This is a genomic window from Paenibacillus sp. JDR-2, from assembly GCF_000023585.1.
In the GTDB taxonomy this organism is placed as follows: domain Bacteria; phylum Bacillota; class Bacilli; order Paenibacillales; family Paenibacillaceae; genus Pristimantibacillus.
Genome location: NC_012914.1, coordinates 6,156,995 through 6,180,113, shown reverse-complemented (window position 1 = coordinate 6,180,113; position 23,119 = coordinate 6,156,995). Strand labels below are relative to the sequence as shown.

The 23,119-nt window shown below is 52.8% G+C and carries 23 protein-coding genes; 18 read left to right on the top strand and 5 right to left on the bottom strand.

The annotated features are described in order from the left end of the window. Positions 1-98 precede the first annotated feature (98 nt). On the top strand, positions 99-707 hold the full coding sequence (locus tag PJDR2_RS27035; protein ID WP_015846930.1) for a polysaccharide deacetylase family protein: 609 nt from the start codon (positions 99-101) through the stop codon (positions 705-707). Between the two features lie 140 nt (positions 708-847). Here PJDR2_RS27035 and PJDR2_RS27030 read toward each other — a convergent pair whose 3' ends face one another. Beyond that, positions 848-1,486 (bottom strand): M15 family metallopeptidase, encoded by a 639-nt coding sequence (locus tag PJDR2_RS27030; protein WP_015846929.1) that lies wholly within the window; start codon positions 1,484-1,486, stop codon positions 848-850. 742 nt (positions 1,487-2,228) lie between these two features. Here PJDR2_RS27030 and PJDR2_RS27020 point away from each other — a divergent pair. Beyond that, positions 2,229-3,845 (top strand): S-layer homology domain-containing protein, encoded by a 1,617-nt coding sequence (locus PJDR2_RS27020; RefSeq protein ID WP_015846927.1) that lies wholly within the window; start codon positions 2,229-2,231, stop codon positions 3,843-3,845. A gap of 99 nt (positions 3,846-3,944) precedes the next feature. On the opposite strand, the gene PJDR2_RS27015 is transcribed toward PJDR2_RS27020, so the two are convergent. Next, positions 3,945-4,589 (bottom strand): TetR/AcrR family transcriptional regulator, encoded by a 645-nt coding sequence (locus PJDR2_RS27015; RefSeq protein WP_015846926.1) that lies wholly within the window; start codon positions 4,587-4,589, stop codon positions 3,945-3,947. Positions 4,590-4,752: 163 nt separating this feature from the next. Here PJDR2_RS27015 and PJDR2_RS27010 point away from each other — a divergent pair, with 163 nt between their 5' ends. From PJDR2_RS27010 to thrC, 13 genes are all read left to right on the top strand, one after another. After that, positions 4,753-5,505 carry an SDR family NAD(P)-dependent oxidoreductase gene (locus PJDR2_RS27010; RefSeq protein WP_015846925.1) on the top strand — a complete coding sequence of 251 codons (753 nt, stop codon included), beginning with the start codon at positions 4,753-4,755 and terminating at the stop codon, positions 5,503-5,505. Between the two features lie 135 nt (positions 5,506-5,640). After that, positions 5,641-7,104 carry a PLP-dependent aminotransferase family protein gene (locus PJDR2_RS27005; protein ID WP_015846924.1) on the top strand — a complete coding sequence of 488 codons (1,464 nt, stop codon included), beginning with the start codon at positions 5,641-5,643 and terminating at the stop codon, positions 7,102-7,104. Between the two features lie 101 nt (positions 7,105-7,205). After that, complete coding sequence (locus PJDR2_RS27000) at positions 7,206-8,114, top strand: D-alanine--D-alanine ligase (protein WP_041614702.1); 909 nt, start codon at positions 7,206-7,208, stop codon at positions 8,112-8,114. A gap of 22 nt (positions 8,115-8,136) precedes the next feature. Beyond that, the gene (locus PJDR2_RS26995) at positions 8,137-9,306 is read left to right on the top strand and encodes an aminotransferase class I/II-fold pyridoxal phosphate-dependent enzyme (protein WP_015846922.1); all 1,170 of its coding nucleotides are present in this window, start codon (positions 8,137-8,139) and stop codon (positions 9,304-9,306) included. A 710-nt stretch (positions 9,307-10,016) separates the two neighbouring features. Continuing rightward, the gene (locus PJDR2_RS26985; RefSeq protein WP_015846921.1) at positions 10,017-10,907 is read left to right on the top strand and encodes a DUF72 domain-containing protein; all 891 of its coding nucleotides are present in this window, start codon (positions 10,017-10,019) and stop codon (positions 10,905-10,907) included. Between the two features lie 41 nt (positions 10,908-10,948). Next, positions 10,949-11,578, top strand: a complete 630-nt coding sequence (locus PJDR2_RS26980; protein WP_015846920.1) for a DUF2306 domain-containing protein — start codon at positions 10,949-10,951, stop codon at positions 11,576-11,578. A gap of 79 nt (positions 11,579-11,657) precedes the next feature. After that, on the top strand, positions 11,658-12,209 hold the full coding sequence (locus PJDR2_RS26975) for an RNA polymerase sigma factor (RefSeq protein ID WP_416202250.1): 552 nt from the start codon (positions 11,658-11,660) through the stop codon (positions 12,207-12,209). Further along, on the top strand, positions 12,202-13,320 hold the full coding sequence (locus PJDR2_RS26970; RefSeq protein WP_015846918.1) for a hypothetical protein: 1,119 nt from the start codon (positions 12,202-12,204) through the stop codon (positions 13,318-13,320). The genes PJDR2_RS26975 and PJDR2_RS26970 overlap by 8 nt, the downstream gene beginning before the upstream one ends. Before the next feature lie 24 nt (positions 13,321-13,344). Next, positions 13,345-14,427, top strand: coding sequence for a PQQ-dependent sugar dehydrogenase (locus tag PJDR2_RS26965; RefSeq protein WP_015846917.1), 1,083 nt, complete (start codon positions 13,345-13,347; stop codon positions 14,425-14,427). Positions 14,428-14,532: 105 nt separating this feature from the next. Continuing rightward, positions 14,533-14,967 carry an SRPBCC family protein gene (locus PJDR2_RS26960; protein WP_015846916.1) on the top strand — a complete coding sequence of 145 codons (435 nt, stop codon included), beginning with the start codon at positions 14,533-14,535 and terminating at the stop codon, positions 14,965-14,967. Next, entirely contained in the window at positions 14,951-15,343 is a 393-nt protein-coding gene (locus PJDR2_RS26955; protein WP_015846915.1) for an ArsR/SmtB family transcription factor, read from the top strand. Before PJDR2_RS26960 ends, PJDR2_RS26955 begins: the two co-directional genes overlap by 17 nt. Positions 15,344-15,785: 442 nt before the next feature. After that, positions 15,786-16,838, top strand: coding sequence for an undecaprenyldiphospho-muramoylpentapeptide beta-N-acetylglucosaminyltransferase (locus PJDR2_RS26950; protein ID WP_041614701.1), 1,053 nt, complete (start codon positions 15,786-15,788; stop codon positions 16,836-16,838). A 111-nt stretch (positions 16,839-16,949) separates the two neighbouring features. Next, positions 16,950-18,350 (top strand): threonine synthase, encoded by a 1,401-nt coding sequence (gene thrC, locus PJDR2_RS26945; RefSeq protein ID WP_015846913.1) that lies wholly within the window; start codon positions 16,950-16,952, stop codon positions 18,348-18,350. A gap of 99 nt (positions 18,351-18,449) precedes the next feature. Here the strand turns inward: thrC and PJDR2_RS26940 are convergent, their stop codons facing one another. Both PJDR2_RS26940 and PJDR2_RS26935 read right to left on the bottom strand, forming a co-directional pair. Continuing rightward, positions 18,450-18,959 (bottom strand): methylated-DNA--[protein]-cysteine S-methyltransferase, encoded by a 510-nt coding sequence (locus PJDR2_RS26940; protein WP_015846912.1) that lies wholly within the window; start codon positions 18,957-18,959, stop codon positions 18,450-18,452. Continuing rightward, complete coding sequence (locus PJDR2_RS26935; protein ID WP_015846911.1) at positions 18,956-19,525, bottom strand: bifunctional transcriptional activator/DNA repair enzyme AdaA; 570 nt, start codon at positions 19,523-19,525, stop codon at positions 18,956-18,958. The genes PJDR2_RS26940 and PJDR2_RS26935 overlap by 4 nt, the downstream gene beginning before the upstream one ends. 157 nt (positions 19,526-19,682) lie before the next feature. Between PJDR2_RS26935 and PJDR2_RS26930 the strand changes: the two genes are divergently transcribed. Continuing rightward, the gene (locus tag PJDR2_RS26930) at positions 19,683-20,591 is read left to right on the top strand and encodes a DNA-3-methyladenine glycosylase family protein (protein ID WP_085982425.1); all 909 of its coding nucleotides are present in this window, start codon (positions 19,683-19,685) and stop codon (positions 20,589-20,591) included. 18 nt (positions 20,592-20,609) lie between these two features. Then, the gene (locus PJDR2_RS26925) at positions 20,610-21,356 is read left to right on the top strand and encodes an SDR family NAD(P)-dependent oxidoreductase (RefSeq protein ID WP_015846909.1); all 747 of its coding nucleotides are present in this window, start codon (positions 20,610-20,612) and stop codon (positions 21,354-21,356) included. 282 nt (positions 21,357-21,638) lie between these two features. Here the strand turns inward: PJDR2_RS26925 and PJDR2_RS26920 are convergent, their stop codons facing one another. Further along, positions 21,639-22,646: an LLM class flavin-dependent oxidoreductase gene (locus tag PJDR2_RS26920; protein ID WP_015846908.1), complete on the bottom strand. Its 1,008-nt coding sequence runs from the start codon at positions 22,644-22,646 to the stop codon at positions 21,639-21,641. A gap of 183 nt (positions 22,647-22,829) precedes the next feature. On the opposite strand from PJDR2_RS26920, the gene PJDR2_RS26915 reads away from it, so the two are divergent. Beyond that, complete coding sequence (locus PJDR2_RS26915) at positions 22,830-23,108, top strand: hypothetical protein (RefSeq protein ID WP_041613660.1); 279 nt, start codon at positions 22,830-22,832, stop codon at positions 23,106-23,108. Positions 23,109-23,119: the final 11 nt, after the last annotated feature.

Sequence of the window (23,119 nt, the reverse complement as noted above, 5' to 3'; positions counted from 1 at the left end):
TTGTTTTGGCTTGTCCCGTCATTTATCTAGTTACAAGCTGATAGAGAGAGTTTTATACTATAAAGAGTTTAGCTGACAGGAGATGAGCCTAAGCCGTTATGTTAATTCAATCCGTTAATACGTCCAGCAAGGCCGTTGCTTTTACGTTTGATGATGGACCCAATCCCGTGTACACACCGGAGCTGTTGGAGATCTTCGCTGAAGCCGGGGGAAAAGCAACCTTTTATATGATCGGCGAGCAAATCGCTGCTCATCCGGAGGTAGCGAGGCTTGTCCATGAACGGGGGCATGAGATCGGCAACCATTCGTATACGCATCCCAATATGACCGAGCTGTCGGATGAGGAATTCGAAAGCGAGCTCATGCGTACAGAGGAGCTTATTAAGCAAGTAACGGGAGCGCGGGCTGCAACGATGCGTCTGCCTTATCTGGCGGGGGACGAGAGAGTGCATGCCATGCTTGAACGCGATGGATATCCGTCTATTGGAGCTTTGAACATGGACGCGAAGGATTGGGATATGCCGGGCGTTGACCATATCCTCGAAACGACGCGCAAGGAAGTGCGTAATGGCAGTATCTTGATCTTCCACGACGGATTCGGCGACCGTTCGCAGTCGGTAGAAGCGGTGCGCGTGCTGACGAAGGAGCTGACGGCAAGCGGGTACCGGCTGGTAACCGTGAACGAGCTGCTACGCTTGGCGGAGTAGGGGCCTGGGAAGCTTTACGATGCGGGACATCTTAAGGCGGTTAAAAGGGCAGTACCAGGGAGGCTTAACGATGCGGGACATCGTTAAGCACATATAAAGGAATGGCCCTGCGCTGAACAGTCAGCGCGGGGCCATTCCTTTTATTCGGTTGCAGGCGGACGTTTGCCGTTCTGCAGATCTTTTATCGAGTAGCCAAAGTCCATTTGAAGGTGGGGATAGTCCTTGAAGCTTGTCCAGTCTCCGCCCCAGGCAAAGCCAAGCTTTTTGGCTGCCGATACGACTTCCATCCAGTCGGACTTGCCGTTGCCATTGCCGTCATATTCCATATCCCAGATGACATCGCCATCCGGCTTGACCAGCGCAAAATCGACCGCAAGGCCGTAATTATGGTAAGATGCGCCGCCTTTGACATTGGTGACCACTTGCCCTGGCTCGGACCGGCCTTTCTTGTAAAGGGTGTTCTGTTCTTCGCTTGAGCGGAAATCGTCGGTAATCATAATCTTGATACCCAGCTTGCCGGTCTGGGCCACAAGCTCATCTGCCTTCTCGGCAACAATCGGGTGAAGGCCGGCTATTGCCGTGCTTTTGGCCGGTGCCTGCTCCCGGGCAGGCGCGGGATGATCCTGTACGGATTGGATCCATCTCCAGCCCATCACGATAATCGCAACCAAAACAAGCGAGGTCATAACCCGGCTTCTCTTCTGCTTTTGTTCCGGCCTGACATACGGCTGACCTATTCGGCCAACGGTTGTATCCTGCCGTGCCAAAGGTTCGGGCATTTCTTAACGTCTCCTCTCCAGCTGTCCGTTTCTCTCTCTTAATCTATGAATCTCTCTATTAGCATGCGCAATTATGTAAGCTCCTAAACACTCGGATTGTCCTATTGTAGCACAGTTCGACATTTGCTAGCCCCCGTCCGGGGTAGGGGAATACAGCCAAGGCATGTCCCGCCTAATTGGCGATGGGCTGCCGAAATCATTGGGAGCATGTACAAAAAGGACAAGCCATGATAGAGGTTCTCTCATGGGCCCGCCAATATGCGGCTTGTTCTGATCGTTAAGCCACTTCAGAGCCATATCCTCCATAAAACGCACAAAAGGCCCATCGAAATGGGCCTTTTGCTTACGGATTAAGCTTCGTACGCTGCCGGGATGATTCGTGCAGATAAGCTAGGGATTAATAAAATTTACCAAAGCCACAACCGCAAATAATGATCACCAACAGTATAAAAAGCACCAGGATGAAACCTGTAGAGTTAACACCACCAACGTAACCGGACATTCTACATGCACCTCCTTACGTCTTGAGTACTCTATAACTTATGACGGCTTTCTCCAAGGTGCTTGGGTGTTTGTTCCTGAGGCATTTGACCAATTATATATGCAGCTCTATGACGCTTGTACCGGAAGCACGGCTGCACCGGATGCCGATTGCCATTTTCTTGCCGATGAACCCACGCCGGAACTTTGTTACCATTAGAGAATCATGACCTTATCTATGAATTAATAGGGGGACATTCTCTTGTATAGTAGCAAGTTTAAGAGATGGGTCGCGGGAGCTGCAGCATTGTCCTGCCTAATGGGAATCGTTCCAACCGTTGATGCAGCCAGCGCGGACAAGTTGCCTTTTGACGATATTGCGGGCAGCTTTGCCAAGGACTCTATCATTCGCTTATACGACAAACAAATATTATCGGGTACTTCCGCTAGAACCTTTTCGCCGAAACAACCCGTTACCCGGGCGGAATTCATTACGATTCTGGACCGCGTGCTCGGGATCAAAACCGTTCACGGCGAGATCAATCCATTCAAGGATATGAAGGCAAAAGACTGGTATTACGACGCGGTTACGGCTGCCGTCCAGGTTGGCCTCGTGGATGGGACAAGCGCGCATACCTTCGAGCCGTCGAAGCCCGTAACAAGGCAGGAAGCGGCAATTATGCTTATTCGGGCATTCAAGCAATCCGGCGTATCCGGCGATACCTCATATTTTGCCGACGCTGACGAGATCGCGGATTGGGCGGATAAGGCGGTTGGCGCGGCGCTGGAGCTAAACCTTATGGCAGGAGATGCTAACGGTAATTTTAATCCCGCGGACGGGATGACCAGACAGGAAACGGCCGCCGTGATCGACCGTGCACTGCAAAATGCAAAGTGGGCTTCCGCGCTTGCGAAATCGCAGTCCGGAACCCGCATCCAGCTTGGCTGGCAATACGGCCAGACGGCGGCCCAATACGAGCAGTCGGTTCTCCAAGCAAACGTTACGAGTTTATCCCCGCGCTGGTATTTCTTCGATCCGGCTGGAGCTGTGGCAGACTATACGGATCAATCGCTCGTGAACTGGGCAAGCAAAAACAAAAGACAAATTTGGGCGATGGTCGGCAACCGCTCGAATCAGGAAGTGACGCATCAGAATTTGTCCAATGCGACGTACCGCGGTAAAGTGGTTGATCAGCTTACGGGCTATGTTCAGAAGTACGGACTGAAAGGACTGAACATTGATTTCGAAAATGTCGCTCCCGCAGACCGAGCTTATATGACCGCTTTTATTAGCGAGCTTAGCGCTAAGCTGCATAAGATTGGCGCCATGGTCTCGGTATGCGTATCGCCCGACCTTGGCAGCGACTGGACCGAAGGCTTCGATTATCAGGCGCTTGGCGCTTCGGCCGATTACATGGTGTTGATGGCTTACGACGAGCATTGGAGCACCAGTCCAATCGCAGGCTCAGTCGCTTCGCTGCCCTTTGTGGACTATGCCATCACCAAGATCCTCAAGGAAGTGCCCGCAAGCAAGGTTATTCTGGCGCTGCCTTATTACAATCAAGACTGGGTCACGGATAAGACCGGGAAGGTTACGGCAACGGAATTGACGCTTATCGAGCAAAATAGCATCGTCCGCAACCGTTCGCTGCTCCCGGCATGGGATGCAACGGTTTCGCAATATACCGCCTCGTATCAGCTTAACGGCCTTAAGCATCAGCTTTGGATCGAGGATGGACGCTCGCTTGCCGCCAAATATAAAAAGGCTATGGATTATAATCTGGCTGGCCTTGCCTATTGGTTCATGGGAGGAGCCAGCACCGATATTTACGCTAGTCTTAGCAATGCCGAAAGGTTCTATGGGTTGAATTTTAATTAGCTTATGGATTCATGCTCTTATTTATTTACTCGATTAACAATAAAAGAACGCTTCCCGTACCGTGCGGGCAAGCGTTCTTTTTGTTTTGGTACGATTGCATTACCGGTTCTTTACGTATTCCAGGAACATTCCTTTGAGGATAAGCAGCTGCGGCCTTGATTCGAGATCCGATTCGAACAGCAGGATGTTGTTTTGCAGCGACAGCTGCCGCGAAAAATGGCCAAAGGTATTCATGATCGTCGTCAATGTTTCTTTAATCTGCAGATCCGGGCGAATCGAGCGGTCCTCGACGCCGGACTGCACAATGGCCGCAAAATGCAACGAGATCCGCCGATGCAAGGCCACAAACGTTTCCATGTCCTCGACCGGCTCCTGCGAGTGGGCAGCGTAGCTGTCGAAGTCGACCATGAATTTGGCGCTGGCACGGTTATGCTCCTCGATAAGGAAGTCGAATAGTCGTTCAAGCTTGTCCAGACAAGACAGCGGCAGCGCGGCGGTCGCCATGAAGGCGTCGTGAATCGGCTGCAGCAGCTTGGTTGCGACCGCAACAATCAGCTTTTCCTTCTTCGGAAAATAACGAAACAGCGTAGCGATGCCGATATTGGCTGCGTCCGCGATATGCTGCATGGTGGTTTTTTCGATACCCCGGCTTATAAATTCGTGCTCGGCAGCATCTAGAATCGCAATCAGCCTCTGCTGTTTGCCGTCGTTTCGTTCTTTCTCGTACCGTTCTTTAGCATCCATTTGTCGTTACCTTTCATGGGCCCATCAGCCATCAATTATATGGGTATTATAACGATGCCAACTCCTTCTAGGCAAGAAGCGTTGCGCTTGCCCAAACATGGTGATATAGTTTATATCATAGTGATATACACACTATCATTTTATTTTTGGGGAGAGATGATCCATGAGTCGTCTAGCAGATAAAGTAGCTATTATTACGGGCGCGGGAAGCGGCATGGGCCGGGAGGAAGCGTTATTGTTCGCCCGCGAAGGCGCGAAGGTGGTTGCAACCGACATTAATGAGGCAGCGGTGTTGGCTGTTGTGAAGGAAATCGAGGCGGAAGGCGGCGTTGCAACGGCAATCGCCCACAATGTTGCGTCCGAGGAGCAGTGGATCAGCGTTATCGCAGCGGCGTTAGAGGCTTATGGCCGAATCGATATCCTCGTCAACAATGCGGGTATTTCATTTGCGGTCGGCATGCTTGATACCACTGTCGAGCAATGGGACAAGGTCATGAATATTAATCTTTCGAGCGTGTTTCTTGGGATGAAGCACGTTGTTCCGCATATGCAGAAAAATAACGGCGGTTCGATTGTGAACATCTCGTCGATCGCCGGCATTACCGGCAGCCAAGGCGCTGGCGCTTATACGGCATCGAAGGGTGCTGTCCGTATGCTGAGCAAAGCCGCTGCCGTTGATTACGGCAAGGACAATATCCGCGTCAATTCCGTGCATCCGGGCTTTATCGAGACGCCAATGAGCAAGGAGTTCGTGGGCAACGAGCAAATGCTCGCGTGGTTCCTGTCCCAGACCGCATTGCCGCGCGTAGGGCAAGCGGTTGAGGTTGCGAAGGCGGTCCTGTTCCTCGCGTCGGATGACGCGTCGTACCTGACTGGCATTGAGCTGCCTGTCGACGGCGGTGTGACCGCGAAGTAGAAGAGCGGAAATTATGGCGGGCTTACATTTCTCCCGCAAAACTTGTCTAAGAACCACGCTGAAGGCGAATAACGCCCGGCGTGGTTCTTTTGCTTGGAGCTTTTTTATGCCATGATAGAGCAAAGAGGTGATGAGGTGTATTCTGATATTCAATTCGTAGGCGACCGGCCGGTATCGATGCAGGTCAAGGATTATATGAAACGGCTGATGATAACGGGCGCGCTGCAGGCGAATCAGAAGCTCCCGTCCACGCGAGAGTTAAGCCTCTTAATGAATGTTGGCCGCAACACCATCGTGACCGCTTACGCGGATCTGGTGGATGAAGGATTTATATACGCCGTAAAAGGCAAAGGCAACTTCGTCGCGCAATCGGCGGGCGGCGTTGCGGCGGAGGAGGGCACCGGCAAGCGGCTTGACTGGAGCGAGCGGATTAATGATCTGGCACGCGCGGCGGAAGAGCATGATCTAATGAAGCATGGCATCCGCGCAAAGCGGGGGGCTATTTCTTTTACAAGCATTGCTCCCGACGAAAAGCTGTTTGACCTGCAAAATGTGAAGCGCGCATTCCTCGACCGGATGTCGCTGGAAGGCAACATTATTCTGAATTACGGCTATGCCAAGGGGTATAAGCCGCTGATCGAATTCCTGATGCGTTATATGGAGAACAAAGGCGTCGATCTGGGCGGCAAGGATATGCTTATTACAAACGGTTTTACGGAAGGGTTCGACCTTGTCCTGTCGGCGCTTGGGAAGAGCAACGGACACGCGTTATGCGAGAATCCGACTCATCATACCGCAATTAAAAATTTAAAGATGCACCAATTCGCCATTACGGGCGTAGATATGGAGCCTGACGGCATTAGCCTAGAACAGCTGGAAGAGAAGCTTGGCGGGCAGGGATTCGATCTCGCTTATCTTGTTCCTTCGTACCATAACCCGACGGGGATCGTGATGTCCCACGAGAAACGGGCGGAAACGGTGCGGATGCTGAACGACCGCCGGATTCCGATTATCGAGGACGGCTTTAATGAGGAGCTTCGTTATTCAGGCGCTCATGTGGCCCCTCTGCTCGCTTACGGCGGCAACCGCAATAACGGAACGATTTATTTGGGCAGCTTCTCCAAAATTCTGTTCCCCGGCCTACGCGTCGGATGGATTCTGGCGGATAAGGAGCTGATCGACTATCTGGAAAGCGTCAAACGCGCGCGTACCATTCATACATCAACTCTTGATCAATCGCTGCTCTATCAATATCTTCATAACGGCAACTTCGAGAAATATCTGAAGCGTGCGAAGGCGGAATACAAGCGCAAATACGAGCTGGCCGTGGAGTGCTGCAAGACGTATCTGCCGCTGAAAAGGCTGTCAGGCGACGGCGGGCTTCATTTGTTCGTCGAGTTCGAGGAGAACTTCTCCACTAGGGAGCTGCTGCAGGCCTGCACGGAGCAGGGCGTATTGTTTACTCCCGGCGATATTTTCTACACGGACGGCGGCGGCCGCCATACGATGCGGCTAGGCTTCTCCCGCGTCTCCGACGAGAATATCGTCAAGGGGATCCAAATGATCGGGGACGCTGCGAAAGCTATGCTCGGGAAGTAATTTGCAGGAAGCAAAGCATATGCTTTCGAAGTGATTTTGCTCGTTAAATTTTATCTGCGATTAACTCTCACAAAATTTTCAGGAGGCTTATTAACAACATGATGAAAATCGGTGTTATTATGGGCGGCATTTCGTCCGAAAGAGAAATTTCGTTATTAACGGGGCAAGAAATGATCGCGAATCTGGATCGCGGCAAATACGAAGTTGTGCCGATCGAGATTAACACGAAACGCGACTTAATCGATAAAACGGCCGGTATCGACTTTGCGCTGCTGGCTCTTCACGGCAAATACGGCGAAGACGGTACGGTACAGGGCACGTTGGAATCGCTTGGCATTCCTTATTCCGGCTGCGGCGTGTTGTCGAGCAGCGTAAGCATGGATAAAGAGCTGGCGAAAAAGCTGATCCGTTTTGACGGCATCCTTACAGCCGATTGGATTAATGTCGCCAGCATGGAGGAGCTTGCCGCGGCAAACGTGGAGCGCCTTGGCCTGCCGGTTGTCGTAAAGCCGAATTCGGGCGGCTCGAGTATTGCTACGCGTCTGGTTAAAACCCAAGACGAGGTGGCCGAAGCGGTAGCGGAAGCGTTGAAATGGGATGACTCCGTCATGATCGAGCAATTTGTTGGCGGGGAAGAAATTACATGCGCCGTGCTCAGCGGCAAGCTGCTTCCTATCGTATCGATTAAAGCCAACTCGGAGTTCTTCGATTTCGACTCCAAGTATCAGGATGGCGGAGCCACGGAAGAAGTGATCGAATTGCCGGCTGATGTGCAAGCCCGCGTAGAAGCGTCTGCGCTTGGCTGCTATAAGGCTCTGAAATGCAGCGTGTATTCGCGTATCGATATGATCATTAAAGACGGAGTTCCGTACGTTCTGGAAGCGAACACGCTGCCGGGTCTGACGAAGAACAGCTTGCTGCCAAAGGCGGCTAAAGCGGCTGGTATCAAATTCAACGAGCTGCTTGACTACATCATCGATTATTCTCTTGAGGAACGTAAAGAGAAATAATCGGCCAGGGAGAGGATTAACCATGCTGACGACGAGCACATGGGTGACGCCGCTAGTCCGCGATTTGCCGCCATCGGGCATTCGCAAATTTTTTAACGCGGCTGAGGGAAACAAGGAAATCATATCGCTAGGAGTTGGGGAACCCGACTTCGCAACGCCTAAGGCGGCCAGAGAGGCCTGTATCCGGGCGCTCGAGCGGGGCAGGACGATGTATACGCCTAACGAAGGCCTTATGGAGCTTCGGGAGGAGATTGCAGCGTACTTGGACAAAAGCTTTGGTGTCAGCTACGAACCGGCCACGGAAGTGCTGGTTACGGTAGGCGGCAGCGAAGCGATTGACCTGGCGATGCGGGCGCTTCTTGAGCCCGGCGATGAAATGATTATTCCGGTTCCCGGTTACATTGCTTACGCGCCGATTTGCAAGCTGAACGGAGGGGTGCCGGTTGAACTGGAAATGACGGCCGCCCAGTCGTTCAAGCTGACGGCAGATGCGCTGAAGCAGGCGATAACCCCCCGTTCCAAGGTGCTCTTCGTCAACTTCCCTAGCAATCCGACCGGAGCGGTTATGTCCTATGAGGACTGGCTGCCGATTACGAAGCTTGTAGAGGAGCATAACCTTATCGTATTGTCCGATGAGATCTATGCGGAGCTGACTTACGAAGGCAAGCATATCAGCTTCGCTTCCCTGCCGGGGATGAAGGATCGGACGGTAGTGATCAGCGGCTTCTCCAAAGCTTTTGCGATGACGGGAATGAGGGTTGGTTACGCATGCGGCGGTCAGGAGTTGATCGCGGCGATGACCAAGATCCATCAGTATACCGCTCTCTGCGCGCCGATTGTCGGCCAGGTTGCGGCGATCGAATGTCTGCGGAACTGCATGGAGGATAAGGACGAGATGGTAGAGGCGTTTAATCAGCGGCGGCGGATGTTCGTGAAGGGCTTAAGCGAGCTTGGTCTCGCTTGCCGGGATCCGCAAGGAGCGTTTTACGCTTTCCCTTCCATAGGTGCGACCGGGCTCAGCTCGGAGCAGTTCGCTACGCGGCTGCTGCAGGAAGCGAAGGTAGCGGCAGTGCCCGGCTCCGTATTCGGCCGGGGCGGCGAGGGCTTTATCCGCTGCTCGTATGCTTCTTCGGCTTCAAATCTGTCGGAGGCTCTCGAGCGCATCGGCCGTTGGATGCGGACAGTAATGTAAAGTGTAACCTCGGGCTGTCTCAGGCGCGGCAGGCTGGCATATGCCAGCCTGCCGCTTTGCGTATTTGCTTGGATGCATGTTGCTGTACCGGATGCAGCATATGCGCCTAAAATGGCGCTCCGGCGCACCGTATACTATACGGAGTGCAGTATATCGACCCACGGTAAGCTCTGGGCGCCATATGCCGCGCAGAATGCAGCATATGCGACAGATATGGCGTACGTAGCTCCGTTAGGGCAGGGGATGTAGCATCTTGACCATGCTGAGCTGTGAGCGCCGTATGCTGCATGGGATGCAGCATCTTGACCACCAGTTGTGCAAGCTCAGTGTGTCGTATGTTGCACAGAATGCAGCATATGAGCCCGGTATGGCGCTCCGGTGCACCGTATACTGCACGGAATGCAGTATATTCTTACTGGCTGGCTCATTTAGGCTGTTGCGAGCGGGATATCCTGCACATCGTGCAGGATATATCGGGCGGTCGGGCGAAAATGCGGCAATATACTGCAAAACGTACAATGGAGCCCTGACCGCCGACGTGCAGCCAGCATCTATGCACACTAGTAAACAGGTTATTCCGGCGAATCAGTCCTCTTGGGCTGGTTTGCAGGATAACCTGTTTTTGCATCTATAGCAGCTGTTATTTGCAGAATACGGAGCAGGTATGATAGGTTGGATAAACATAGTTTAGTTTGAGAGTTGGTGATTCTATGCCTATCCATATCGGACTTGCGGGCTGGGGAGACCAGGACGCGCTGTACGGCCCAAACGTCAAAACGAAGGACCGGCTGAAGGAATATGCGAAGCATTTCCCGCTGGTCGAGGTGGACAGCAGCTTCTACGCGATACAGCCTCCGGAGAGGTTCGCCAAGTGGACGGAGGAGACGCCGGAGTCGCTGCATTTTATCGTCAAGGCTTATCAGGGAATGACGGGACATCAGCGCGGTCCGGCGGCAGCAGCGGCGGCTAATGATCCGGACAGCACGTTTGCGTCCTTTCGCGACTCGATCATGCCGGTGATGGAAGCGGGGCGCTTGAGAGCGGCACTGTTCCAGTACCCGCCGTGGTTCGACTGTACCCGGGACAACGTGCGTATTCTGCGGGAAACGAAGCGCCGGATGGAAGGGATCCCCGTCGCGCTCGAGTTCCGCCATCAAAGCTGGTTCACCGAGGAATACCGGGAGCGTACGCTGGACTTCATGCGCCAGGAGGGCTGGATGCATAGCGTATGCGACGAACCGCAGGCGGGTCTAGGGTCGATTCCAACCGTGCTTGAAGTGACCGATGCAGCCATGACGGTTGTCCGGTTCCACGGCCGTAACGCCAGCGGCTGGAACCAGGGCGGAGCGTCGAACTGGAGGGATGTCCGGTATTTGTACCGCTACAATTCGGACGAGCTGCAGCAATGGGCGGAATACCTTCAGCAGCTGCAGCAGCAAAGCGGTCATATTTGCGTGATCTTCAACAATAACTCCGGCGGCGATGCGGCGGATAACGCGAAGCAGATGATGGCGCTGCTCGGACAATTGAGGCCGGACGGCCGGGACCCGCTGGAGCCGCGAGAGGAACCTCCGCAATATGAGCAGCTTGATCTTTTTTAACCACCTTACCCATAAAGAGAAAGCATGAAAGAGGCAGTCCCTTGAAAAAAAGAAAAACGCTGTATATCCTCACGATTGCCGTATCTATCGGTTTTATCGGATATACGACCTTTACGAACTTTATCTACGACCCTGAAGCGAGCCGCTTCCTGCGTCACAAGACCGGATTAAAGCATGTGTCGTTATGGTTAACTATTATGGATGTGCATATTGTGGCGGCCTGCGCGGCCATGATTGCCGGACTTATTAACTTCTCCAGACGGATAAGAGAGCGCAGTGCCAAGCTGCATCGAATACTCGGCTATACTTACGTGCTGGCTGTGGCAATCGTTGATCTAACCTCCGGCTATATGGCTCCGTTCTCTACGGGCGGAAGAATGAACAGCATTGCGTTTAATTTTATTAATATGATTTGGCTTGTTATCACGGTGATTGCGGTGGTGAAAATCCGAAAAGGAAAGGTCGCGGAGCACCGCAAATGGATGATTCGAAGCTATGTTTTTGTATTTACCAATTTGTTTACCCACCTGGTCACGGCAGCCCTGCACAACGGCATCGGGGTGGATTATACGCTGAGCTATACGATCGCCATTTACAGCACGATTGTGCTGCTGCTTTTGCTGGCGGAGGTTGTAATCAGAAAGATAAAAACAGACCCGGAAAGGCCATAAAGTTGGCTGAACCGGGTCTGTTTCTTTTTTTGCGGGGAATGAAACTAATCCCCTGTCTGCATTGTCTAATGTGTGAGAGGTGACAAAATTGGAAAATAACTACTGGCGTTATATAGACCGCATCGATGCCGCCGGATTAAGAGAACTGATGGATTCGTACGGCCAGGATGCATGGAATCTGGCTTATGTCATCACGCGAAGGCATGATCTAGCGGATGATGTTACGCAGGACGTGTTTCTGAAGGTATATCAGACAATCGGCTCGTTTCGCGGAGCTTCTTCGATCCGAACCTGGCTGCTCTCAATGACAAGAAATACGGCTATTAATTATAAAAGAACGGCCTTTATGCGCCGGGTGCTGCTTATCGGCAGAAGCGCTGCCCATGACGGGGAAAGTCCGTCTGCGGAGCAGGAAGCTATAAGGCTGGCGTTCACGTCCGAGCTGTGGAATGCCGTTCTGGAGCTGCCCGTTAAGCTGCGGGAGGTGCTTGTCCTCCATGCGAAATACGAGCTGACGACAAAGGAAATCGCTGACGCGCTTATGCTGCCGGAGGGGACGGTCAAAACCAGACTGTCGAGGGCGCGCAAAAGGATGAACAGCAGTTGGAAGGGGAGTGCCGCGTATGAATGAGAAGCAGCCGGAATGGTACCGTGAATTGCGGCGGGGGCCGCATGTTCAGACGACTTTTACGAGAGACAAGAAGGAAGCGATTGTGCGCCGGGCGGAGGCGCTCGACCGTGGGGAGAAGAGGAGAAGCCGCGGGATGCTTCGTTTATCGTGGGCTGCCGTGTCTTTTGTTGCTATAGCCGTGATTGTTGCCGTTGCGTTCCGGGAGGACGTTGGAGCACCTGGAGGATATTGGGGCAAAGGGCTGTCGCCAAATCCGAGTCCGACAGAGTCTCCATCGCCAGAGGCTTGGCCTAGTCCTACTCCGATAGCCAAGGGACAGTTTTTCGTTATTCCCTCTAAACAGGACGGTTATCTGAAGGATGCCTTGCCGTTCACAACGGAAGAGGTTAAGAAGATTTGGGTGAAGGAAACGCTGATACCTCAAGACCGTATGTATGTTATTCTGCAAAATCTGAACGGGCTAGAGATGACGAAAGCAGCTTCGGCTGATAAGACGTTAAGCGAGGAGAGCTTGATCCGTTTCGAAACGGCCGATTCGGTGTACAGAATCCCGTACGATGTGAACACAAACGAGTATCTTTTAGGCGGCCGCCGTTATTATGCGGACGATCAGGTGATGCTGCTGATGCATGGCATCATGGAACCGAATTCTAAGCTTGCCGAGATCGATCGGATGTTCGAGCAGTCCCGGATCGAGATGGAAACCCACGAAGGCGGGATCGACGAAAGCTTCTCTTATAAAGGGGAAAGGCTGACAGTCACCGACAACTCCTATAACGAGTGGGAGCAGTTGCTTCTGCTTAGAAGCAGCGTCCAGCCAACTCTGCTCGGACATTATTATGATGATGCCGTTCAGGCAGTAGGCAATATAACCGAATATAGCGACGGGGTTATGCAATTGAACCGGAGTATCGTGTTTATGGACAGCAATTACGCCACTCCGGACGGTCTGGCCGTCGGCATGTCGAAGGAAGAGGTTGTGCAGAAGCTTGGCAAGCCGAATTTGCAGCTGGATTCCAAGTGGAGCTACAAAATGGGCGACTATTTGAAATTCCATCTTTATTTTGACCACAATAGGATTAAGTACATCGAGCTCAGTCAGCCTCTGTAACATACGGGATGAGGAGAGATGGGGATGAGAAAAAGGATTCTAACCGCTGTTGTCATAACGGTCGGCGCGCTTTTGCTGGCCTCCTGCGAGGACAGCAAATCATCGGTCAATACAGGCGGCACGCAGGTGTCGGGGGAGCAGGCTGCCTACAAGGTTGTGGCGGAGAAGCTGCAGGCACCGTGGGTGATCGCCTTTGACGGCGATGTGATCTATATCAGCGAGAGGGATGGCAATGTCGTGCGGGTTGCCGAAGGCAAGTCGACGAGGATGCCGGTCCATTTCGATAAAAACGTGCATGCTCAAGGGGAAGGCGGTTTTCTCGGGTTTGTGCTTGCTCCGGATTTTCAGACGTCGAAGGAGGCTTTTGCCTATCACACGTATGAGGAAAACGGGAAGATCCTGAACCGTATTATTGTGCTGAAGCTGGAGAAGGATGCCTGGGTAGAATCGAGGGCGCTGCTCGAAGGGATTCCAGGTTCGTTTAATCATGACGGCGGCCGGATGGCGATTGGGCCGGACGGTTTACTGTATGTAACGACAGGAGATGCCGGGCAGGAGAAGCTGTCGCAGGATAAGAATAGTCTCGCCGGCAAAATCCTCCGGATGAAGCTGGACGGTTCGATTCCGCCGGGCAATCCATTTCCCGATTCTTATGTGTACTCTTACGGGCACCGGAACCCGCAAGGGCTTGCGTGGAGCAGCTCGGGCATGCTGTTGGTCGCGGAGCACGGCCCATCGGGCAATCCCGGCGGACATGACGAGATTAACAGTGTCGTACCAGGCGGCAATTACGGCTGGCCGGTTGTGATTGGAGGGCAGCACCGGGAAGGGATGATTGACCCGGTCTATCATACGGGCGAGGATACGATCGCTCCTTCGGGCATAGCGATGGAATCGGGCAATAATCTGCTGGTGGCCACCCTCCGGGGAGAGAAGCTTTTGAGATACAATACGCTGACGAAAAAGATGTCGGTTGTGCTTGGGAACGAGGGCAGGCTGCGGGATGTACGCGTTCATAACGGCGATATCTACGTCATAACGAATAATACGGATGGAAGAGGGACACCATCTGATAAGGATGACCGGCTGCTGCTTTTGGCGAAATAAGGTTGTTGACAGGAAACCATTTGGTTTCCTATAATAAAAAACGAAACCAAATGGTTTCCTAACTGGCGATGACGATAGGTTATTAAATAATCGGAGGTATGGATCATGAGTAACGGAGTTAATACATTGCCTGACGTACGTCAGACGGTTCAAGTGAATGCATCTATTGAAAAGGTATGGAATGCGGTATCCACTAGAGAGGGAGTCTCGGCTTGGTTTATGGCTCCAAGCGAAAGCTTTAAGCCGGAGGTAGGCTGCGAATTCCATTTGGAGACCGGCCAGTTCGGCCAGTCTCCTTGCAAAGTAACGGAGGTTGAACCTCCGAACCGTCTGACCTTCAACTGGGGAAAGGACTGGACGCTGACTTTTGAATTGAAAGAGCTGGAAGGCGGTAAAACCGAATTTACGCTGATTCACGGCGGCTGGGATGCGGATAAGGTTACCGAATTCAACCAACCGCATCCGCAAGTACGCGAGCACATGGCCGGTGGTTGGGCTGGCATCGTGAAGAAGTTTGCAAGCTATGTCGAAGGACAATAATCTCGCTTCCGAGCCCAAGCATGACGTCTTCCAAGCGATTGCCGATCCAACCCGCCGCAGCCTGCTGCAGCTGTTAGTCGATCAGGAAATGCCGGTTAACGTCATTAGCGCCCATTATTCCATGAGCCGGACCGCCGTATCGAAGCATCTGCGCGTGCTGGCGGAAGCGGGCCTCGTGAAGGAACGCAAGGTTGGACGCGAGACGCGATACCGGCTGGAGCCGGAACCGCTGCTTGAGCTGAAGCGCTGGCTCAGCTACTACGAGAGGTTCTGGGAGAACAAGCTGCAGGCGCTCAAGCGCTTTGTCGAAGAAGACATGCCGGCCGGCGAACCGTCAGGTCCGCTCAAGGTGATCGAAGGCAAACCCCAGGAATAAATGAAGCCGCGATTGGACGAGCTTGCGCGCTCGGGCCAGTCGCGGCTTTTTTGTTGTGGTTTGGTTGAGTGGTCCCGCCACTACGCTCATACGTACCCGCTTATCTCCTCATTCGAAGCTCAGGGCCGAACAGTTACTGTCGCTGTAAACTCCAAATGCGTCTAGCCGATGGGTATCGTACGAGTAGCCAAGTGTGTAAGTCTCATAGTGGCCTCGCTCCTCAAGCCTGCCGCCATGTGGAAAGTTTTCGCTGCATACTGGAAATCAACAAGCCTGCTGGCTTACAATAGACGGGATAAGTGAGCGGCATAAGGTGGTTAGGCCGGTCGGGTGATAATTCTTTTTAGGATTATGCTTTCGAAGTAAGAATCATCACGACAGGCCTTTATTAGGCCAGTCCTGGTGATAATTCTTTTTAGGAGTGAGCGTTTTGCGTAAAATCATGTTTACAGGCGGCGGATCGGCAGGGCACGTGACGGTAAACCTGGCGTTGATCCCCCATTTTATACAAGAAGGCTGGTCGGTGGACTACATAGGTTCGGAGGCTGGGATTGAGAAACAGCTCATCGAGCCTCTTCAGAACGTGCGTTATCACGGTATCGCAACGGGCAAGCTGCGCCGTTATCTGGATTGGCAGAACGTGAAGGACCCGTTCAAAGTCATCAAAGGCGCCTTTCAGGCTTACCGCATTATTAAGAAGCAAAAACCTGACGTGCTGTTTTCTAAAGGCGGTTTCGTATCCGTTCCGGTCGTGATTGGCGCGCGGCTGAACAGGGTGCCGGTGCTCATCCATGAGTCCGACTTAACCCCAGGCCTCGCGAACAAGATCTCGATTCCATTTGCGGCGGGCGTGTGCACGACCTTCCGGGAGACGCAGCAGCATCTGCCGGCAGGCAAATCGCATTACGTTGGAGCGGTTATTCGCGATCAGCTCAAAGCAGGCGATGCGGCGCGCGGCCGTAAGTTCGCGGGCTTTATTTCGAGCAAGCCGGTGCTGCTCATCATGGGCGGCAGCCTTGGCGCGCGCAAGATTAACCAGGCTGTACGCGCTTCGCTTGGCAAGCTGACGGAGAAATTCCAGATCATCCATTTGTGCGGCAAAGGCCAGGTAGAGCAATCTCTTCAGTCTCCTCAATACAAACAGTTCGAGTACGTGAATGAGGAGCTTCCTGACCTTCTAGCCATGTCGGACGTGATCATCTCGCGTGCCGGCTCGAACTCGATCTTCGAGTTCCTGTACCTGCGCAAGCCGATGCTGCTTATCCCCCTGACGAAGGAAGCGAGCCGCGGCGACCAGATCCTTAACGCCCGTTCGTTCCAATCGGCCGGCTTTTGCGATGTGCTCTATGAAGAGAACATGACGCCGGATACGCTGGTCAGCCATGTAACCGACTTGTACGCGAACCGCGATAAATACGTGGATAACATGCAGAAAAACGACCGCCAGGACGCTTTGTCTGAGCTGATCGGCCTGATCAAGAAAACGGCGAAATAATTGCCGAAAACCCTCGAATGACCGCTATTAACCAGCAAGATTGTCTTGTGGTTACGGCGGTCTTTTTCTATAATAGGGGGAAGGTTAGGCAATAGTAGGAGGGAATTACAAATGGAATATATCAGTACTCGCGGAAATGTAGGCAAAATCGGCTTTGTCGACGCTTTCCTCATGGGTCTTGCGGACGACGGCGGCCTTCTTGTGCCTTACGAAATTCCGGTTGTTTCCGCGGCTAAGCTGAAAGAATGGCAGGAGCTCAGCTATCAGGAGCTGGTGCTTGAAATTTTCTCGCTTTATACGAATGATGAAATTCCTTATGAAGATCTGAAGAAAATGGTATACGACGGCTACGCGACGTTCCGCCATCCGGAAGTTACTCCGGTTCATAAGCTGAAGGATGACCTCTATTTGCTGGAATTGTTCCATGGTCCTACTTTTGCATTCAAGGACATTGCGCTCCAGTTCATGGGCCAATTATATACGTACGTGTCCCGCAAGCAGAATAAGAAGATCCACATTCTTGGCGCTACCTCCGGCGACACAGGCGCTTCGGCGATCGAAGGCGTCAAAGGCAAAGAAGGCATCAAGATCTGCATCCTGCATCCGAACGGCAAAGTAAGCAAAGTGCAGGAGCTGCAGATGACGACGATTCTAGATGACAATGTTCTGAACCTGTCCGTGGAAGGCAACTTCGACGACTGCCAACGCATCATTAAAGACCTGTTCGCTGATCTGGAGTTCAAAGCGGCTAACCATCTGTGCGCGATTAACTCGATCAACTTCGTACGCATTATGGCGCAAACGGTCTACTACTTCTATTCGTACTTCCAAGTGGCGAAGCAGACAGGCAAGCAAGACGCAAAAGTGAACTTCAGCGTGCCGACAGGCAACTTTGGCGATATTTTTGCGGGATACCTGGCGAAGCGTATGGGGCTGCCGGTTGACAAGCTTATTCTCGCTACGAACGAAAACAACATCCTTGAGCGCTTCATCAAAGAAGGCGTGTACAAGCCGGGCGATTTCCGCACGACTTACAGCCCATCGATGGACATTCAAGTGGCAAGCAACTTCGAACGTTACCTTTACTATGTATTGGACGAAAATCCTGAGCAAATCCGTTCGATTATGGACGGCTTTAAGTCGGAAGGTCAAATCGTCGTATCCGGCGACGCGCTCCGCAAAGTACAGGAAGAGTTCGCTGCGCATGGCGTAGAAGGCCGCGAGTGTCTGGACACGATTGCAGCATACAATAAAGAAACGGGCTACCTGCTGGATCCTCACTCCGCATGCGGCGTAGCGGCATCGGACCAACAAGCGGCAGCAGGCTCGGTAACGATCTCGCTGGCAACGGCGCATCCTGCGAAGTTCAACGAAGCGATTGAGCTCATTGGCATTGAGCAAGAGTTCCCTGCGCAAATTCAGGCGCTTTTCAACAAGCCGCAGCGTCAAACGCAGGTGGACGGCACGCAAGAAGCAATCGTTCAAGAAATCGTGAAGTTCTACAACGCGTAATTGACGCGAAAAAAAGAGGCTGCTTCGAACAATCCGAATGTAACATTCGGTTTGCTCGGAGCAGCCTTTTTTTGTTGCGCCGGTATATCGATGTTTTGCTTAGCCGCGTTTTTGTTCCAATTCCAATAATGCTGTCTTCATCGGAAGGCCTCCGCGGTAGCCGGTCATGGAGCCCGTCTTGCCCACAATCCGGTGGCAGGGCAGGACGATTAGGAGAGGGTTGGCGCCTACTGCGGCACCTACGGCTCGGGCGGCCTGCGGACGTCCTATGGTCTCGGCAAGATCGGAATAAGCAGCCGTGCTGCCATACTGTACCGCGCTCATCGCCTGCCACACTCTTTGCTGGAAATCAGTGCCGACCAAATCAAGCGGCAGCGTAAAGACGTCCAGACTTCCTTGAAAATATTTCGAAAACTCATGCGTATAGCGTTCCAGCTCCGCGTCATGCCGGACCAGCTCATAGCCGGGCAGGCGCGCTTCAGCCCATTCGGCCAGCTCCTCGTAGGAAGCCCCTTGCGAGCCGACATAACATAAGCCGTTATCGGTCGCGGCCAAATGCAGGTTCCAATCGTCATGCTGAAGCAGGGTCCAATATATATTTTTGCTCATGGCTGTTGTTTCGCTCCTCGGTATTGGGTTGGGGTTAAGCCGGTAACGTTCTGAAATCTTGTCGTAAAATGGGCGGCGTTCGTATAGCCTACCTGCCCCGCAATATCGGTCACGGGGAGATGGGTTGAGGCAAGGAGCTTCATCGCTTCCCGGATACGGATTTGCTGAATATAGGCTGCGGGCGTTAAACCCGTAAGTCTTTTGAAAGTCCGCTGCAGATGATAAGGGCTTAGATGCAGCACGTCTGCGAGATGGGATAAGGTAAGCTGCTCATAGTAGTGTGCCTCGATATAAGCGCGGGCCTGTACTTCCCATTCCTCGTCAGGCAGCTGCTGCTGGACCGGCTTGCATCGCTTGCAGGGGCGGAATCGCTCGGATAAGGCATCCCTCGATGTCTGAAAAATCCGGACATGCGAACGGTTCGGAGGCTTCGATTTGCAGGACGGCCGGCAAAAGATTCCCGTCGTGGTCACTCCGTAATACCATTGCCCATCGTAAGAGCCGTCATTCGATAGAACGGCAAGCCATTTGTCCTCAGGGATGTTGGTCGTTTCCGTATTTCCCATTTTCGCTCACCTCCAGGTTTAGTATACCTTGATTAGACCTCAAACCGTAAGCGGGCACGAATGAAAGCGCAAGATTACGAAAGCGGCGGAGCGATTTGGTGTGGTTCAATGAATGGAGTAGAATGTAAGAAGAATAGAGGAAAAGGGAAGGATGTCCATGACGGAATCAGTGCTGCTGCATATCGAAACGCCGGTGCCCTTCAGCTATAAAGAGACGGTCAATTATTTGCGAAGATCGGCGAATGAGCCGCTGTATCAGGTGGAGGGGGATGCCGTTTACCGGCTTATTCCCACAGGCAGCGGGGAAGAGCCCGCGGCGGTTGTGATCCGGGAGTCCGGCCATGGCGGACTGCTTGTGAGGGTCATTGGCGAGAAGCAGGTTAGCGATGAACGGCAGCGGGAGATCGAAGCTTTTATCCGGGAGTGGTTTGATTTCGATACGGATTTGCTGCCTTTTTACGAAATGGCGGAGAAAGACCCGCTGCTGGTTCATGCGATTGGGCGTTTTCATGGCCTGCGAAGCGTCGGGATTTCGGATTTGTTCGAGGCGTTATGCTGGGGAATCATAGGACAGCAGATTAATCTAGCCTTTGCTTATACGCTCAAGCGGCGCTTCGTGGAGGCATACGGGCAAAGCGTAGAGCGGGAGGGCAGGACATTTTGGCAGTTTCCGGTTCCCGAGACCATTGCGACGTTAAAGCCGGAAGATATGGCGTCCATGCAAATGACCTCGAAAAAATCCGAGTATCTCATTGGGGTAGCCAAGCTTATGGCTGAGGGCTCTTTAGATAAGCAAAGCCTGCTTGCGCTTGGAGATTTTGCGGCAATCGAAAAACAGCTGACGGGGATTCGCGGCATTGGGCCTTGGACGGCGAATTATGTTCTTATGCGCTGCCTGCGCTTGCCGAATGCTTTTCCGATCGCGGATGTGGGTCTTCATAATTCGATTAAAGCTCTGACGGGCAGTGAGGCGAAGCCGGCCATCAGCGAGATCAGGCAAATGGCGGAAGGCTGGAAGGGCTGGGAGTCTTACGCGACATTTTATTTATGGCGGATACTGTACTAAGAAAGGAGTCGGATAAAGATGAGGTTTGAAGGGAAAGTTGCTGTAATAACGGGTGCGGGCAAAGGAATCGGCGCAGCGCTGGCCGTTGCCTACGCAGTTGAAGGGGCCCGGGTTGCGGCCGTTGACCGCGATGCCGAGCTGGTGAAGCAGACGGTGGATCGGATTGTTGAGGCAGGCGGTCATGCCATTGGATTAACGGTTGATGTAAGCCGCCCGGAGGAGATTGAAGCCGCGTTCGCAGCCATTGACGAGCAGTATGGACGAATCGACGTGTTGATCAACAATGCGGGCTTAGGGAAGTGGAAATCACCCTTTGACCTGAGCTTGGATGAGTGGGATTACGTGCTCAACACCAACCTGCGTGGAACTTTTCTCTGTGCTAAAGAAGCGGGCAAACGCATGCGAGAGAGTGGCGGAGGCTCGATTGTAAATCTGGCATCCACGAGGGCGCTGATGTCCGAGCCGAATTCCGAGGCGTACGCGGCTTCAAAAGGCGGCATCGTTGCGTTGACGCATGCGCTTGCCGTATCGCTGGGACCCGAACATGTGCGGGTCAATGCGATCAGCCCGGGCTGGATTGAGAACGGCGATTACGAGGCACTGCGCGCGGAGGATCATTCGCAGCATCCGGCAGGGCGAGTAGGCAGACCCGATGATATCGTCCGCGCTTGCTTCTATTTGACGGATCCGGAGAATGATTTCGTAACCGGCATCAATCTCGTAGTCGACGGCGGCATGACGCGGAAAATGATCTACGAGGAGTAGCGGGGAAATACCAATTCTGCTGAAATGCACATACTCAGCCTGATTGGGCTGACCAGTGCCGCTTCCAATACAGTTCAAGGTAGCCCGTATGTGCTACGTTGGATTTCGTTCATTAAAATCGGTTGTTTTTGAAGCAAAGAGGCGAATCGAGAGCATTACGCTGGACAGAATCCAACGTAGTCTCTATTCGCCTCTTTTATCTGGTTTTTTATTGGATCCATTCTAATGTACGCAGCAAAAGTGATGGGGACGCCAAGGACGCCAAGTGTCCTTCCAAAGGGCTTATCCCTCCAGCCCAAATGCCTCGGCAATCAAACGATACGACTTCACGCGAGCTTCGAAGTTATGGACCGAACTCATGACGAGCACCTCATCGGCTTGGTATTGCTCGGCCATCTTCAGGATGCCGGCTTTAACCTGTTCCGGCGTGCCGATAATGCGACGCTCGCGAGCCCGGTTAATCCGATACAGGTCGGACTCCGTATACGGATAATCGTAGGCCGTCTTTACGGAAGGGAAGCTAAGCTGGTCTATGCCATTCTCGAGCAGCAGGAAGAATAGATCCGTGCTGAGCGCAAGCTCGTTAGCCTCTTCCTCCGTATCCGCGCAAATGGCAAGAACGGCGATCATCGAATGCGGCTTGTCGTACAGTACGGACGGCTCGAAGTTTTCATGGTAATGCTTCATCGCGGTCTCGCCGCCCGGCGTACCGAAAAACTGAGCAAAAGCATAGTTCGTTCCAAGCTGTGCCGCAATCCGTGCGCTCTCATAGCTGGAGCCAAGCAGCCAGACCTCGGGAACCTGCTCGATTGAAGGAGCGGCATGTAGTCCCGCGAATGGATGGCCTTCCGGCATTTTTCCTCGAAGGTAACCGATTAAATCGATAATTTGCTGTGGATACTTGTTAATATCCACAAACTTGTGTTCCTGCAGCGCACGGGTCGCTGTTGGCATGCCGCCAGGGGCGCGGCCAAGACCAACATCGATGCGGCCAGGATGAAGAGCTTCGAGCAGCTTGAAGCTCTCGGCAACCTTGTAGGAGCTGTAATGCGGAAGCATGATGCCGCCGGAGCCTACGCGGATGCGCGAGGTTGCTGCCGCCAGATGGGCGATAAGAATCTCGGGGCTGGAGAAGGACAGCATTTTACCGGCATGATGCTCGGAGATCCAGTAACGGCCGTATCCGAGCTTTTCCGCTTCTTGTGCCAGACGGGTCGTGTCCGCCAGCGTGGAAGCTGCATTCTGTCCTTCGTTAATATGTGACTGGTCGAGAATACCCAGTTTGATCATGAGTGCGGTGCACCTCCTGTGCATGTAAGTATGTGCAACCTTGATTATACCCTAATTCGCGAACTGTTACAAAAATAAGTACAGTAGGCGCTAAAGCCGCTACCCATGCCGCAAATATTGACTTCAGGCGCTATAAAGGGTATTATTACACAAGCTTGAATACGAATAGTAAGGGTGAAGATCTTGAATTCGAAACTTCAAATTAAGAGCGTAACCTTAGCGGACAAAGACTTGAAATCCGGTTTATTCCAGTACATTATGACGCTTGCCGACGGCTCCAGAGCAAGACTTTTCTACAGCAACAAACCAGAGTGGCATCTGACAGGCGTAACGCGTCTGCTCAACGTTCCATGCCCGCTGTGCATGAAAGACTACTACTGCGGCTGCTTTGAGAAAAATGCAGAGCTGTTCGACCGTCAAGTGAATGAGCATGATTTTATTCCTGCTTCCATGAGAGCTTAAGCTTTTTAAAA

Coding starts and splice junctions, on each gene's coding strand:
- PJDR2_RS27030 (WP_015846929.1), bottom strand. CDS start 1,486: ATGCCCGAACCTTTGGCACGGCAGGATACAACCGTTGGCCGAATAGGT.
- PJDR2_RS26955 (WP_015846915.1), top strand. CDS start 14,951: ATGTCGAAGGACAATAATCTCGCTTCCGAGCCCAAGCATGACGTCTTC.
- PJDR2_RS26970 (WP_015846918.1), top strand. CDS start 12,202: ATGAATGAGAAGCAGCCGGAATGGTACCGTGAATTGCGGCGGGGGCCG.
- PJDR2_RS27010 (WP_015846925.1), top strand. CDS start 4,753: ATGAGTCGTCTAGCAGATAAAGTAGCTATTATTACGGGCGCGGGAAGC.
- PJDR2_RS27035 (WP_015846930.1), top strand. CDS start 99: ATGTTAATTCAATCCGTTAATACGTCCAGCAAGGCCGTTGCTTTTACG.
- PJDR2_RS26930 (WP_085982425.1), top strand. CDS start 19,683: ATGACGGAATCAGTGCTGCTGCATATCGAAACGCCGGTGCCCTTCAGC.
- PJDR2_RS26965 (WP_015846917.1), top strand. CDS start 13,345: ATGAGAAAAAGGATTCTAACCGCTGTTGTCATAACGGTCGGCGCGCTT.
- PJDR2_RS26950 (WP_041614701.1), top strand. CDS start 15,786: ATGTTTACAGGCGGCGGATCGGCAGGGCACGTGACGGTAAACCTGGCG.
- PJDR2_RS26960 (WP_015846916.1), top strand. CDS start 14,533: ATGAGTAACGGAGTTAATACATTGCCTGACGTACGTCAGACGGTTCAA.
- thrC (WP_015846913.1), top strand. CDS start 16,950: ATGGAATATATCAGTACTCGCGGAAATGTAGGCAAAATCGGCTTTGTC.
- PJDR2_RS26940 (WP_015846912.1), bottom strand. CDS start 18,959: ATGAGCAAAAATATATATTGGACCCTGCTTCAGCATGACGATTGGAAC.
- PJDR2_RS27015 (WP_015846926.1), bottom strand. CDS start 4,589: ATGGATGCTAAAGAACGGTACGAGAAAGAACGAAACGACGGCAAACAG.
- PJDR2_RS26985 (WP_015846921.1), top strand. CDS start 10,017: ATGCCTATCCATATCGGACTTGCGGGCTGGGGAGACCAGGACGCGCTG.
- PJDR2_RS26920 (WP_015846908.1), bottom strand. CDS start 22,646: ATGATCAAACTGGGTATTCTCGACCAGTCACATATTAACGAAGGACAG.
- PJDR2_RS27000 (WP_041614702.1), top strand. CDS start 7,206: ATGAAAATCGGTGTTATTATGGGCGGCATTTCGTCCGAAAGAGAAATT.
- PJDR2_RS26935 (WP_015846911.1), bottom strand. CDS start 19,525: ATGGGAAATACGGAAACGACCAACATCCCTGAGGACAAATGGCTTGCC.
- PJDR2_RS26995 (WP_015846922.1), top strand. CDS start 8,137: ATGCTGACGACGAGCACATGGGTGACGCCGCTAGTCCGCGATTTGCCG.
- PJDR2_RS26925 (WP_015846909.1), top strand. CDS start 20,610: ATGAGGTTTGAAGGGAAAGTTGCTGTAATAACGGGTGCGGGCAAAGGA.